Origin of the sequence: Acinetobacter sp. WCHAc010052 (assembly GCF_002165295.2) — a bacterium.
Classification (GTDB): domain Bacteria; phylum Pseudomonadota; class Gammaproteobacteria; order Pseudomonadales; family Moraxellaceae; genus Acinetobacter; species Acinetobacter chinensis.
In genome coordinates, this window is the sequence record NZ_CP032143.1 from 674,169 (window position 1) to 686,266 (window position 12,098).

Annotated in this window: 16 protein-coding genes; 4 read left to right on the top strand and 12 right to left on the bottom strand. The window is 42.6% G+C overall.

The window, feature by feature from the left end; genetic code table 11:
• Positions 1 to 53: 53 nt before the first annotated feature.
• From CDG61_RS03685 to rplM, 6 genes are all read right to left on the bottom strand, one after another.
• The gene (locus tag CDG61_RS03685) at positions 54 to 413 is read right to left on the bottom strand and encodes a hypothetical protein (RefSeq protein ID WP_087513821.1); all 360 of its coding nucleotides are present in this window, start codon (positions 411 to 413) and stop codon (positions 54 to 56) included.
• Positions 414 to 810: 397 nt separating this feature from the next.
• Positions 811 to 1,470 carry a hypothetical protein gene (locus CDG61_RS03690; protein WP_087551610.1) on the bottom strand — a complete coding sequence of 220 codons (660 nt, stop codon included), beginning with the start codon at positions 1,468 to 1,470 and terminating at the stop codon, positions 811 to 813.
• A gap of 19 nt (positions 1,471 to 1,489) precedes the next feature.
• Positions 1,490 to 1,918 carry a ClpXP protease specificity-enhancing factor gene (locus CDG61_RS03695; protein ID WP_087551609.1) on the bottom strand — a complete coding sequence of 143 codons (429 nt, stop codon included), beginning with the start codon at positions 1,916 to 1,918 and terminating at the stop codon, positions 1,490 to 1,492.
• 10 nt (positions 1,919 to 1,928) lie between these two features.
• Positions 1,929 to 2,582 carry a glutathione S-transferase N-terminal domain-containing protein gene (locus CDG61_RS03700; RefSeq protein ID WP_087513818.1) on the bottom strand — a complete coding sequence of 218 codons (654 nt, stop codon included), beginning with the start codon at positions 2,580 to 2,582 and terminating at the stop codon, positions 1,929 to 1,931.
• 251 nt (positions 2,583 to 2,833) lie between these two features.
• Complete coding sequence (gene rpsI, locus CDG61_RS03705) at positions 2,834 to 3,220, bottom strand: 30S ribosomal protein S9 (protein ID WP_004695095.1); 387 nt, start codon at positions 3,218 to 3,220, stop codon at positions 2,834 to 2,836.
• Between the two features lie 12 nt (positions 3,221 to 3,232).
• Positions 3,233 to 3,661, bottom strand: a complete 429-nt coding sequence (gene rplM, locus CDG61_RS03710; RefSeq protein ID WP_004695096.1) for a 50S ribosomal protein L13 — start codon at positions 3,659 to 3,661, stop codon at positions 3,233 to 3,235.
• Between the two features lie 495 nt (positions 3,662 to 4,156).
• Between rplM and pdxA the strand changes: the two genes are divergently transcribed.
• From pdxA to CDG61_RS03725, 3 genes are read left to right on the top strand one after another with little or no spacing between them, the layout of a single operon-like run.
• Complete coding sequence (gene pdxA, locus CDG61_RS03715) at positions 4,157 to 5,125, top strand: 4-hydroxythreonine-4-phosphate dehydrogenase PdxA (protein WP_087551608.1); 969 nt, start codon at positions 4,157 to 4,159, stop codon at positions 5,123 to 5,125.
• A gap of 20 nt (positions 5,126 to 5,145) precedes the next feature.
• The gene (gene rsmA / locus CDG61_RS03720; RefSeq protein ID WP_087513816.1) at positions 5,146 to 5,958 is read left to right on the top strand and encodes a 16S rRNA (adenine(1518)-N(6)/adenine(1519)-N(6))-dimethyltransferase RsmA; all 813 of its coding nucleotides are present in this window, start codon (positions 5,146 to 5,148) and stop codon (positions 5,956 to 5,958) included.
• 12 nt (positions 5,959 to 5,970) lie between these two features.
• Positions 5,971 to 6,819 (top strand): symmetrical bis(5'-nucleosyl)-tetraphosphatase, encoded by an 849-nt coding sequence (locus tag CDG61_RS03725; protein ID WP_087551622.1) that lies wholly within the window; start codon positions 5,971 to 5,973, stop codon positions 6,817 to 6,819.
• Positions 6,820 to 6,874: 55 nt separating this feature from the next.
• Here the strand turns inward: CDG61_RS03725 and CDG61_RS03730 are convergent, their stop codons facing one another.
• The 6 genes from CDG61_RS03730 to hflX form a co-directional block, all read right to left on the bottom strand.
• Positions 6,875 to 7,327, bottom strand: a complete 453-nt coding sequence (locus CDG61_RS03730; protein ID WP_087551607.1) for a DUF2147 domain-containing protein — start codon at positions 7,325 to 7,327, stop codon at positions 6,875 to 6,877.
• 66 nt (positions 7,328 to 7,393) lie between these two features.
• Positions 7,394 to 7,840 carry a DUF2147 domain-containing protein gene (locus tag CDG61_RS03735; protein WP_087513814.1) on the bottom strand — a complete coding sequence of 149 codons (447 nt, stop codon included), beginning with the start codon at positions 7,838 to 7,840 and terminating at the stop codon, positions 7,394 to 7,396.
• A gap of 159 nt (positions 7,841 to 7,999) precedes the next feature.
• Complete coding sequence (locus CDG61_RS03740; protein WP_087513813.1) at positions 8,000 to 8,446, bottom strand: DUF2147 domain-containing protein; 447 nt, start codon at positions 8,444 to 8,446, stop codon at positions 8,000 to 8,002.
• A gap of 89 nt (positions 8,447 to 8,535) precedes the next feature.
• Positions 8,536 to 9,210, bottom strand: coding sequence for an LrgB family protein (locus tag CDG61_RS03745; protein WP_087551606.1), 675 nt, complete (start codon positions 9,208 to 9,210; stop codon positions 8,536 to 8,538).
• 9 nt (positions 9,211 to 9,219) lie between these two features.
• The gene (locus CDG61_RS03750; protein ID WP_087513811.1) at positions 9,220 to 9,591 is read right to left on the bottom strand and encodes a hypothetical protein; all 372 of its coding nucleotides are present in this window, start codon (positions 9,589 to 9,591) and stop codon (positions 9,220 to 9,222) included.
• A 44-nt stretch (positions 9,592 to 9,635) separates the two neighbouring features.
• A complete protein-coding gene (gene hflX, locus CDG61_RS03755; RefSeq protein ID WP_265936253.1) occupies positions 9,636 to 10,904 on the bottom strand; it encodes a ribosome rescue GTPase HflX in 1,269 nt (422 codons plus the stop codon).
• A 335-nt stretch (positions 10,905 to 11,239) separates the two neighbouring features.
• Between hflX and CDG61_RS03760 the strand changes: the two genes are divergently transcribed.
• Positions 11,240 to 12,067: a lysophospholipid acyltransferase family protein gene (locus CDG61_RS03760; protein ID WP_087551620.1), complete on the top strand. Its 828-nt coding sequence runs from the start codon at positions 11,240 to 11,242 to the stop codon at positions 12,065 to 12,067.
• Positions 12,068 to 12,098: the final 31 nt, after the last annotated feature.

The following is a 12,098-nucleotide window of genomic DNA, read 5'->3' on the forward strand; positions in this document are numbered from 1 at the left end:
GGAATAAAAAGCCCTTTATATTCAATTGATATAAAGGGCTTTCAGAATATTAATCAAGAGAAGTCCAGGCTTTTCTCGAATGCTTTGAGTTCGTGACGAGCCATAGCAAGATTTGCTTTAGCGCGATCCAGGACCAGGTACAGGAAAACATTTTCGTTGTTTTCAAGTGGGCGAATCAGATGGTACTGTTTGCCCAACGTGATCAGGATATCAACAATACTGTCATTCAGATTCAATGCATTTGCTACACGGCGCTTGGATCGGACCACTTCGGTATTTCCGGCAGCTGCCAGTTCAAGATCAATTCCACCGCCACCCTGTGTTGCAAGTGCCAAACCACTTTCCCCATCCACTAATGCTGCTGCAACGAAGCCATCAATGCTTGTCAGTGTTTCTAATGATACTTTAGCCATAGTTTTCTCGCCTTTTGTCGTTATAAAGTGGTTGAATTTTAATTTTTGACTTGTTTTGTTGTGTAGTTAACAAGTTAGCTTCATTCTAAATACTGAGCACAAAATTAATCAATCGAATTAATTCAGGTTTAAAATTAAGGCTAGTTTTTATTGAATAGATGGTATTTTTTGTTGATTTTAATGTGATGCATTCTTCATTTTGTTTATGAAAATATGATTGAGTGTGAGTGAAAAATGACCAGGTTGGAAGTTTTGGCAAAAGTAACAAAATGTAAAAAATAGAGTTCTGTAAATTTTATTTACAAAAAATTACACAGTAATTTACTGGTGAGAGTAGCTTTAAAGGGTTAAATAAAAAAAACCACCTGGATCAGGTGGTTTTTTTTATTCAACTGGATCAGCTAAACATTTGAGTGGCTGCTTGATAAAGAATCCATAGAATGACTAAAGCCACCAATGGTTCAGCGATTTTAGCCCATGCTGGAATGGATGTGTTCGCCTCGATAGCCTGGTCTGAAGCTGCTGCGTGGTCAGTCTGTTGTTGATGTACCATAAGATTAAATTCCTTCATCGTTTCGTCTAATGATATATCTTCCTGAATCAGAGGTTTAGAACCTTTTAGCTCTAACAGGTTGTTTGTTGACCAAACCCAGTCTTCTGCATAACCAGAAAGATGTTCAATCTGTCCAATCAGCAATTCTTTTACACCGGAGTGACCTAGACTGCCTGTTGTGTCGAGTTGCTTGATTTCATTTAGCTGAAGGGACAGCATTTCTGTAATCGCTGATTCAAGTTCAGATTTATTCAGTTCTGACTGATTATGTGCTGAAGTTGTTAAATGTCTGGAAATTTCCTGGATATATAAAGCATCCTGGTTCTGGATTTCCTGATAAATAGAACTTTCATTTTCCTGTATTAATGTAATCAGTTTTCCAAGTGTCAGTGCATTGATTTCAGAGATAAACTGGTTTTTTTCCTGCGCTGGATACTGATTAAAAAGCTGGGGCTTTTGAAGTTTAATCTGCTCAGCAAAATATTGTACTAAATCAAAAGCCATGCAACTCTCCTAAGTTATTTTAGTCCAGGATTCGTAACCCCGGTTTTTTCTTTGGTGTATCAGTTTTTTCTGTTGCTGCGGATTGTAATCTATCTGTGTCTATTTTGATATCTTCATATTCAGCTGGATCAAAGAACAGTCCTTGTCCATTTTCACGTGCATATAGTCCCATTAATGCATAAACGGGAATATACAGATCACGTGAAACACCACCAAACCGGGCAGAAAAACTGATGGCTTCATTGCTCATGTGGAATGCCTGTACAGCATGCGGGGCAATATTCAGCACAATCTGACCATCCTGAACAAACTGTTCTGGAACACTGGTATGAGGTTGTGTTGCATCAACCAGGATGTGTGGTGTCAGGTTGTTATCAAGAATCCATTCATAAATTGCGCGCGCCATGTATGGGCGGGTAGGGGTCAGATTTAATTCAGGTTCGGACATAATGGTAGCTCTATTGATTTGGAAGAAATTCGCTGTATCTGTTTTTTTCCTGCAAAGTGAGAGATTTAATAAATGCAGGACGGCTGAATATACGTTGAAAGTATAGATAAACTGGACGGCAATGCTGTGCAGGGAGCTCAATTCCCATGGTTTTTAAACGTATAAATACTGGGGCAAGCATACAGTCAATAATGGTGAAATGTTCTGACATAAAATAGGGATAATGCTGAAACAGTGGTGTCAGAGAGATAAGCGTATCTCTGAGTTGTTTCTGTGCCTGTTGTTTTGCTGTTTCATTCAGTGTGTCTGGGTGACAGAGGATCAGGTCTGCCATTTTCAACCAGTCCTGATTAAAACGCCAGATGTACTGACGCTGTTCGGCTCTTGCAACCGGTGCATCAGCATAAAGCTTGTTCTGACGATAGCGGTCATCAATATATTCAGAAATGATATCAGTGCGGTAAAGCTTCAATTCATTTTCAACAAGCATGGGTAGCTGATTGTAGGGGTTGAGTGAGCTTAGATCTTCATCATCCTCATCTACAATAATCAGATTATATTTAATCTGTTTTTCAGCAAGGATATAGCGAATCCAGTGTGAGCGGAAGTCATCCGCATGACTGTACAGCGTGATCCCTTGTAAATGAGTATTTTCGACTGACATAAATCCTGAAAACAAGGCAATATGGAATAGGTTAGGATACTAAACTTAGACAATAAAATCACGGGCACTTTTAATGCTTATGTGAGAGTTTTCCTGGTTTTAATCAATATAAAGACCGATGGTTATGCGGAAGATTTATTATGAGATATTCGTGATAGCTTCTGTAAAGTTGAAGAGCAATACTGAAGGTGGATTTTACGTATAAAAAAACCTGGCATAAGCCAGGTTTTCTGTCCGATTCGGTAAACGGATTAACGTTTAGAGAATTGAGGACGTTTACGAGCTTTACGTAAACCAAGTTTCTTACGTTCAACTTCACGAGCATCACGAGTAACGAAACCAGCTTGACGAAGAGCAGGTTTTAAAGTTTCGTCAGAAGCGATCAGTGCACGAGTAATACCGTGACGGATTGCGCCAGCCTGACCACCGATACCACCACCAGCAACAGTGATGTAAAGGTCATATTTTTCAGTAACTTCTAAAAGCTCAAGCGGTTGACGAACAACCATACGAGCTGTTTCACGACCGAAGTACTGTTCAAGAGTACGGTTGTTGATTACGAGTTTGCCTGTACCAGCTGACAAGAAAACACGTGCAGTTGCGGTCTTACGGCGACCTGTACCATAATTAGTAGCCATGTGCTGTATCCCTTAGATGTCCAAAACTTGTGGCTGTTGAGCAGCATGTGGATGCTCTGTACCTGCATACACTTTCATTTTCTTGATCATTGCATAACCAAGAGGACCTTTTGGTAACATACCTTTTACAGCTTTTTCTAAAACTGCTTCAGGTTTGTGAGCAATTAACTTCTCGAAGTTAGTCTCACGGATACCACCAGGGAAGCCAGTGTGGCGATAGTATTTTTTATCAAGCGCTTTTTTACCAGTCACTTGAATTTCTTCAGCATTGATCACAACGATATAATCGCCAGTGTCTACGTGAGGAGTATAAGATGTCTTGTGCTTACCGCGTAAACGACGAGCGATTTCAGTCGCAAGGCGACCTAAAGTTTTGCCAGAAGCATCAACAACGTACCAGTCGTGTTGAACTTCAGCAGGCTTAGCGCTGAGAGTTTTCATTAAACCACTACCTATTATAGTTGGTTTGGACTATGGAATCTGTCCAAACAAAAGGAGAGCGAATTCTACCTGAAATCAGATAAAATCACAATAGAAATGCAGTATTTCAAGCGCCGTATTCTAAAGCAGTTTTCAGGTTTGTGAAAGGGGTGCATATTTTTAATTCTGATTGAGCTAAAGTGGTAAATTATGTGAATAACCACATATTCACAGATGGAAAATAAGAAAAATATTGAACAGGAAAAGATGAAAAATATAAGAGTTTTATGACTATAAAAAATTATTCAGTGAGTTGTATTGCCTGGTTTTTGAAATGGAACCGTTTCTTTGTCACAGACTAAGCACAGGTTTTATGTGATTGAATGAGTAAATGAATCAGGGGAAACAGGACATTAAGATTTTACGGATGTTTACTGCTGATCCTGTGAACAGAAGCACAGATTTATCTGGTTGAGGCTGTATAATGGTGATCAGTGCTAATTTAAGAGTTCTTCTATGCTGCCTTTATATATCACCAGTGGTGAACCAGCAGGGATTGGTCCTGACATCTGCTTAAGCCTGTCGGATCGTGTGGATGAACGCCCACTTGTTGTGCTGGCGGATATTCATATGCTGCATGACCGCGCCCGCGTATTGAAAATGAATGTGCAGCTCGTGGAATATCAAGGGCAGTCTGAGTCATCTGCAACAGGGCAGTTATATGTTGAACATGTACCATTAAATCATGATGTGGTGCTGGGTCAGCTGAATCCTGAAAATTCAGCCTATGTACTGGAACAGCTGCGCCGCTCTGCATATTATGCAATGCAGGGACAGAGTGTCGGTGTTGCAACAGCACCTGTACAGAAGTCTGTAATTAATGATGCCGGCATTCATTTCAGTGGACATACTGAATATTATCAGGAGTTTGCAGGTATCGAGCGTGTGGTCATGATGCTGGCAACCAGAACTTTACGGGTTGCACTGGCGACTACGCATTTACCTTTACGTGAAGTTGCGGATGCCATTACAAAAGAGCGTCTTCATCAGGTCATTGATATTCTGCTTCATGATTTAAAAAGTAAATTTAAAAAAGAACATCCCCGTATTCTGGTCTGTGGTCTGAACCCCCATGCAGGAGAGGGTGGTTATCTTGGACATGAAGAAATTGATACAGTCAATCCTGTACTTGAAAGTTATCGTAATCAGGGTGTTGATATGAGTCTGAGTCTGCCTGCGGATACTTTATTTACCCCTGAGCATTTAAAAGATGCTGATGCGGTACTTGCGATGTATCACGATCAGGGATTACCTGTGTTAAAATCGCAGGGCTTTGGTGAAGCAATCAACATCACTTTAGGTTTACCTTTTATTCGTACTTCTGTTGACCATGGTACTGCTCTCTCCCTTGCAGGTACTGGTCTGGCTAAAAGTTCAAGTCTGCATGTGGCAGTGGATTTAGCACTTGAACTTGCCCGCAATTAATACACGTTGGAAACTCTTTTATGTATCAGATTAATGCCTTAAACCCAAAAGATGAAGGGCATCATACGCGTAAGCGTTTTGGTCAGAACTTTTTGCATGACCAGCGTGTAATTGCCAAAATTGTACGTTCTGTAAATCCTCGCTCTGGCGACAATATTGTCGAAATTGGTCCTGGTCTTGCGGCACTGACCTCACCTTTGATTGGTGAGTGTGAGGCGCTGACGGTGGTTGAGCTTGACCGTGATCTTGCAGCAGGTTTACCTGGTCGTGTACCGCATCCTGAACGTCTGACCATCGTGGAAACTGATGCACTGAAATATGATTTTACTGAGCTGTTTCAGGAAGGGCGTCCGCTGCGTGTAGTGGGGAACCTGCCGTATAACATCTCGACACCACTTCTGTTCCATCTCTTGGAGTTTGGTGACAAAGTGAAAGACATGCATTTCATGCTGCAAAAAGAAGTGGTTGACCGCATCACCGCCGATCCGAATACGAAAGAATATGGTCGCCTGTCTGTGATGATTCAGTACTACTGTAAACCGACTTTCCTGTTCGAAGTACCACCAGGATCGTTCAATCCACCTCCTAAAGTCACTTCTGCGGTGTTCCGTTTAGAGCCATATGCGGTTAAACCGATTGTGGCAAAAAATGAAAAAGCACTGGCACGTCTGGTTTCGCATGTGTTTACTCAGCGTCGTAAAACTTTGCGCAACAGCTTAAAAGGTATGCTGGTTGAAGAAGGTTTTGAAAATGCGGGTGTAGATCCGATGGCACGTCCAGAAACGCTGACACTGGCTCAGTTTGTTGCATTATCCGATCAGATGGTGGCTTAAATGGCGCAGGATATGAACCGTTCAGATATTCGTTATAACTACGTAATAGGCGATGTTCAGGGCTGTTTTGAAGCGCTGAAAGCCTTACTTAAGGAAATTCAGTTTGATGCAGATCAGGATTTTATCTGGTTTGCAGGTGATCTGGTTGCCCGTGGTGAAAACTCTGTCGGAGCTATCCGTTTCATTAAAAAACTGGTCGACAGAAATGTGGCTGCTACAGTGCTGGGCAATCATGATTTAAATTTGCTTGCCGTGGCACGGGGTATTAAAAAACTCAAAGATAAAGACCGTATAGATGATGTGATTCATGCGCTGGAAAGTGATGATCTGATTGAGTGGTTACGTCATCAGCCTTTATGTTTATTTCCGAATGAACAGACCATTCTGACGCATGCTGGTGTGCCGAATATCTGGACTGCTGCACAGACAGCGCTCCTGGCGAAAGAAGTGGAAGCAGTGATTGGACATGACGATTTTGAAGTGATGGATGAATTTCTGAAAGAGATGTATGGCACAGAGCCTGATCTCTGGTCTGAAGATCTGACAGGGAATGCCCGCTTGCGCTGTATTACCAACTATCTGACCCGTATGCGTTTAAGTGACGCAGTGGGGCGGCTGGAATTCAGTTTCAAGGATGCACTGGATGAGCCTATGCCGGAAGGATTTCAGCCGTGGTTTGAGTATCCATCACAGGCAGCAGAAACTCATCAGGTCATTTTTGGGCATTGGGCTGCACTGGAAGGAAAAACTATCAGTCCGAACATACAGAATGTTGATGGCGGCTGTGTCTGGGGGCATAAGCTGATTGCCTATCGCCTTGAGGACAGACAATCGTTCAGCGTACCTAATCCTGTGATGTGAAACAGACCATAAAAAAGCCACTTGAAGTGGCTTTTTTATTTCAGAAAGGAAAATATTAATCTCTGCGGATCCAGGTCTGATTACGCCCCAGGGTTGAAACACCCATATAGGCACGTAAAGTCAGACGTTTTCCTGATGCATTCAGACGCATTTTGGCATCGTACAGCTTGCCTGAAAGTGGGTCCATAATCCGACCTTTTTCATAATTGTCAGTACCGCTGACATGCTGCAGACCTTTCAGAATCTCCATTCCTAAAATCGGCTGATTGGTATAAGGAGCAGGGCACTTGTAACAGGTTTCACGTGGGGTATAACCCGGACGTGGTGTCACTTTTACAATCGTGCCTGTGAATGTATTATTGGATTCTTTTTTAATCTCAATAATGGCTTTGGCTGCTCCAGTTTTATCATCAATCTGTTGCCATACCCCAGAAATATCTTCTGCAGATGCTGAGCTGCAGGCTGCAGCAAAACATATTGCTGATATAAATTTGAACTGTTTAATCATGAGTAGCTTAAATTCCCCGGAATTATAAATTAGCTTTAAATCATGTTGAAACGTGCCAAAGATGAATTATTCCTGACGGATCCAGATCTGAGTGCGTCCAATTGCAGCGATACCGACATATCCCCTTAAATGCAGACGCTTTCCATTCTGAGAAAGTTTACCTTTCAGGCTGTATGTTTTGCCTGAAAGCGGATCCAGAATACGACCGTCATCATAACTGTTTTCACCTTCGAGTTTCAGCCCCTTAAATACTTCAAGCCCAAGGATGGGTTTATTGGTATAAGGTGCTGGGCAGTTTACACAAGTCTCCCGAGGCGTGTAACCAGGTCGAGGGGTGATTTTGGTAATTTTGCCACTGAATGTACCGTTACTGTCTTTGGAAATCTGAATCAGTGCTTTGGGTGAGCCGGTTTTATCGTCAATCTGCTGCCATATACCTGTCAGGTCTGCAGCAAAAAGGTTCCCACTTAAAATCAGACCGGCTACCCCAGCCAGGAATATATTTTTTTTCATATCAGTTCCTTTGATTGTGTTATTTAATTATTTAATATTTATCACTATATTATGCCTGTTGGTTAAATAGTCAACATAATTTCCTGCTAAAGATCACCTTTTTAAAAAATTATGTGGCTGAAATAAAAAGAGCCACACACAGGTGACTCTTGATTATTTTTAATCGCTTTTGATCCAGGTCTGGCTGCGACCCAGCGCAGATACACCGACATAACCGCGTAAAGTCAGACGTTTTCCATTGTTGCTGAGCTTTGCTTTGGTACTGTAAATTTTACCGGATAAAGGATCAATGATTTTGCCTTCGCTGAAGTTACCATTGCCGGTATCTTTAAGTCCTTTAAGAACATCCAGTCCTAAAATAGGTTTGTCTGTATAAGGTGCAGGGCAGTTTACGCAGGTCTCTCTTGGTGTATAACCAGGACGAGGTGTCACCTTTACAATTTTGGCAGTAAAGGTGTCATTTGCCTCACGGCGAATCTCCAGGATTGCTTTTGATGAACCTGTTTTGTCATCAATATTTTTCCATGTTCCCGAAATATCTTCAGCAAAAACCGTGCAACTGAGCGCTGAAAACACAATTGCAGCAGCAAGTTTAATCTTCCCCATCCGAACGTTCCTTCTGATAATTTAAAATCCCCAAAATCATCTTAGGATTATTTTTTAAACTATACAACTGTTTACATGTGACTGATCAATCACATTTTCTGTAAATACAGTATGAAGGTTGGCAGCCATATTGCAGTGAACACCGCATTTACCGCCATGCCAAAGGCTGCATAGCGCCCTGCAACACTGCCACGCTGCCATGCCTGCGCTGTTCCAATGGCATGAGCTGCAAGCCCTAAAGCAAGTCCCGAAGCTCGTTCATCGTTGATATGACGAAGTATCCACGGAGAAAATGCAGCACCAAGTACGCCAGAAAGAATAACAATCAGAATAGCCATGCTGATCGGTGCATGCAGCAGTGTTGCGATATTGATGGCAATCGGAGTGGTGACTGCCCGTGTTGCAAATGCCATGATGGATGCATCTGACATGTGCAGCAGCCATGCAAGCCCCATTGGAATGGCGACAGCACTGATACTTGCAAAAACCAGAATACCGACCATTGCTTTTAATGGCAGGTCATCATAACGCATGGCCGCCAGTGGTATGGCCAGGGCAACGGTGACATATCCAAGCAGATTATTGAAGACAGGATTGACCTGACTCATATAGTTTTCATAGGGAATGCCGAAAACAAAGAGCAGGGCAATAATAAAGAACATGCCAAAAACAATGATGGGAATCTGAGGAATACACCGGTTCAGCGGTTTAGCCAGCAGGTAGGCAACAAGGGTGATGAGAAATCCATATAAAACTGCGATCATGTGCTTCTCCTATAACCACTTTTTTGCCATTTTTGCATAGACCCATAACGGGATGAGTGTGCTGATACACAGCACAAGCAGAAATGCAGGAATTTCTTTACCCATATGCACCATCATGATCAGTGAGCCTGCACTGATGGGTAAAAATGCAAAAGCACTTTCTTTCATGATTTTATTGTTGGTGTCCACCAGTCGGGCTGGAATTTTTCTGAATTTCCGCCAGAGTAAAAGCACAGACAGTAAGCTGAGCAACCCGACCAGATTGCCCAGTTCTGGATGATGAAACTGTGCCATGATCCATACAGATGCTTCGCGGAAAATAATAATCAGCGAGATTGTACCTATCCAGGCTGTCCAGTCGATATTTTTGATCCAGTCCATTTTTGATCTGATGTTAAAATTATACTTATCACGTTTTAACCGATTTAGCTTTTGATTTCAAATTCTTCAAGTGGTCTTTTGAAATATTCAGCTTTGTTCCCCAGTATTTCCTCCATTGGAAGGTGAGCCTGGCGGATTAACTGTTCAAGTTTCTGAGGAGAAATTCTGACGTTCAGCAGTAAATTGCCGGCATCATCATAACTTTCAGTCCGAATGACATTGAGGGCATATAACTGATTGCGGAGTTTTCCATAAGCCGGTTTCAGGGTCAGGTCAAAACTCTGAATCTGTCCGGTTAAGCATTCCTGAACTGCCTGTTTCAGCAGGTTCAGTCCCTGGGATGAATGTGCAGAAACATAGACACGTCCTGGACGGTCTGGTTCTGCATAAATAATTTTAGGATCTTCACCCGTAACATCAATTTTGTTATAGACCTGAAGAACAGGGGCATCAGCTCCAATTTCCTTTAATACTTTTTCAACGGCTTCAATCTGTTCCATCATATCGGGCGAGCTGGAATCAATGACATGTAAAAGCAGTGTCGCTTCAAGTGTTTCTTCTAGAGTCGCTTTAAATGATTCGACCAGGGAGTGTGCCAGATTGCGGACAAATCCAACAGTATCTGCCAGTACCAGTGCCCCGATTCCATCCCAGTCGAGCCGTCTCAGGGTTGGATCCAGTGTGGCAAACAGCTGATCGGCTGCATAAACATCTGAGCCTGCAAGAATATTGAACAGGGTGGATTTTCCTGCGTTGGTATAACCGACCAGTGACACTGTCGGAACAGCGGCTTTCTGTCGGGCAGCACGTCCCTGAATACGGGTCAGACGGACTTTTTCAAGTTTGTCTTTCAGCTGTCCCATGCGGATACGCAGTAAACGACGGTCTGTTTCCAGCAGGGTTTCACCTGGACCACGCAGACCGATACCACCTTTCTGACTGTCCAGATTGCTGCGGCCACGGACCAGGCGTGAAGCCAGATGATCCAGCTGAGCCAGTTCAACCTGAAGCTTCCCTTCATGTGTTCTTGCACGTTGCGCAAAAATATCCAGAATCAGTCCTGTGCGGTCTATTACACGGCATTTCAGGATTCTTTCCAGGTTCCGTTCCTGGGAGGGCGTCAGTGTATGATCAAAGATCACCAGTTCAGCTTCCAGTTCAGAAACAAGCTCTGCAATTTCATCGGCTTTACCTGAACCGATGAAAAACCGCGAATCTGGACGGTTTCTCTGAATATGTAGATGCTGAAGAATGTCAGCACCTGCTGAATGTGCAAGAAGGGCAAATTCTTCTGTGTCGAGATCTTCGAGCATTTGCACAGCAACGCTGACCAGTATGACTTTTTCACTGTGCTTTTTTTGCTGAAGTTCGATCACTGATGGCTTACTCACGGAAAATATTTGTTTTAGTTTAAAACATGCTGAAGGCAGGAATACAGCGATATTTCGTCGGATGCGCTGTTTAACCCTGATTTGCAGAAAGTTGCAGAAACATAAATCATGAAAATTCGGTCTTCACTAAATATGTGGTACTGGTTGCAGAGCAGAAATTTGAGTTTTTAATATCAATGCAAGTTAAAACTGATCAGTATAGAATGAGACAAAATAAATGATTAAAAGCTGTAAAGCCTGTGATTGATGAAAAACCTATGAACCAAGTATCTGAGACCAGAAGCTCCTCATTAAAGGGTATTTCCCGTTTTTTTCTATATGCCAGAAAACTGATTGCAGGTATTGGCGCAATCAGTAATGGATTTTATCTGGTTTATCGCCATCGCTTATATAAAGATCCGAACAATCCAAAAAATACCCGATATGTGCAGTATTTCTGCCGACAGCTCAGTCAGGTTTTTAATGTCGAGGTTCAGGTGCATGGTGAAATTCCACGCCAGCCTGCGCTGTGGGTCAGCAATCATATTTCATGGCTGGATGTGGCAGTACTGGGTTCAGGCGCACGGGTTTTCTTTCTTGCCAAAGCAGAAATTGAAAAATGGCCGATACTGGGAAATCTTGCCAAAGGTGGCGGTACACTGTTTATTAAGCGTGGTTCTGGCGACTCAGTCAAAATCCGTGAACAGATTGCTGCGTTTTTAAAGCAGGATATTCCAGTTCTGTTTTTCCCTGAAGCGACCACCACCGATGGGACTAAAGTCAAAAAAGTGCATGGTCGGATATTGGGCGCGGCAATTGAAGCGGGTAAACCGGTTCAGATCTGTCTGATCTGTTATGTCAATCAGCATGGACAGATGGATACCGTTGCACCTTTTATTGGAAATATGACTTTTGTAGAGCACGTAAAGAATGTGCTTGAAATGCCGAAAGTGACTGCACACCTGATGACGCTGGCTGCCATTGATGTTCAGGGGCATACTGTGGACAGTCTGACAAAAGAAGTTCAGGAAAAAATGGTGGAGGGACTGGAAAAACTTCAGCAGATGGTGCTGGTCCAGTCTGTAAATACTGCTGAAGCACCATAATTTATACTCAGAAAGTGACGGTCATCTACTG

Coding starts and splice junctions, on each gene's coding strand:
- CDG61_RS03695 (WP_087551609.1), bottom strand. CDS start 1,918: ATGTCCGAACCTGAATTAAATCTGACCCCTACCCGCCCATACATGGCG.
- CDG61_RS03725 (WP_087551622.1), top strand. CDS start 5,971: ATGAACCGTTCAGATATTCGTTATAACTACGTAATAGGCGATGTTCAG.
- CDG61_RS03735 (WP_087513814.1), bottom strand. CDS start 7,840: ATGAAAAAAAATATATTCCTGGCTGGGGTAGCCGGTCTGATTTTAAGT.
- CDG61_RS03750 (WP_087513811.1), bottom strand. CDS start 9,591: ATGGACTGGATCAAAAATATCGACTGGACAGCCTGGATAGGTACAATC.
- rsmA (WP_087513816.1), top strand. CDS start 5,146: ATGTATCAGATTAATGCCTTAAACCCAAAAGATGAAGGGCATCATACG.
- CDG61_RS03730 (WP_087551607.1), bottom strand. CDS start 7,327: ATGATTAAACAGTTCAAATTTATATCAGCAATATGTTTTGCTGCAGCC.
- rpsI (WP_004695095.1), bottom strand. CDS start 3,220: ATGGCTACTAATTATGGTACAGGTCGCCGTAAGACCGCAACTGCACGT.
- pdxA (WP_087551608.1), top strand. CDS start 4,157: ATGCTGCCTTTATATATCACCAGTGGTGAACCAGCAGGGATTGGTCCT.
- CDG61_RS03745 (WP_087551606.1), bottom strand. CDS start 9,210: ATGATCGCAGTTTTATATGGATTTCTCATCACCCTTGTTGCCTACCTG.
- rplM (WP_004695096.1), bottom strand. CDS start 3,661: ATGAAAACTCTCAGCGCTAAGCCTGCTGAAGTTCAACACGACTGGTAC.
- CDG61_RS03740 (WP_087513813.1), bottom strand. CDS start 8,446: ATGGGGAAGATTAAACTTGCTGCTGCAATTGTGTTTTCAGCGCTCAGT.
- CDG61_RS03685 (WP_087513821.1), bottom strand. CDS start 413: ATGGCTAAAGTATCATTAGAAACACTGACAAGCATTGATGGCTTCGTT.
- CDG61_RS03690 (WP_087551610.1), bottom strand. CDS start 1,470: ATGGCTTTTGATTTAGTACAATATTTTGCTGAGCAGATTAAACTTCAA.
- CDG61_RS03700 (WP_087513818.1), bottom strand. CDS start 2,582: ATGTCAGTCGAAAATACTCATTTACAAGGGATCACGCTGTACAGTCAT.
- hflX (WP_265936253.1), bottom strand. CDS start 10,904: ATGCTCGAAGATCTCGACACAGAAGAATTTGCCCTTCTTGCACATTCA.
- CDG61_RS03760 (WP_087551620.1), top strand. CDS start 11,240: ATGAACCAAGTATCTGAGACCAGAAGCTCCTCATTAAAGGGTATTTCC.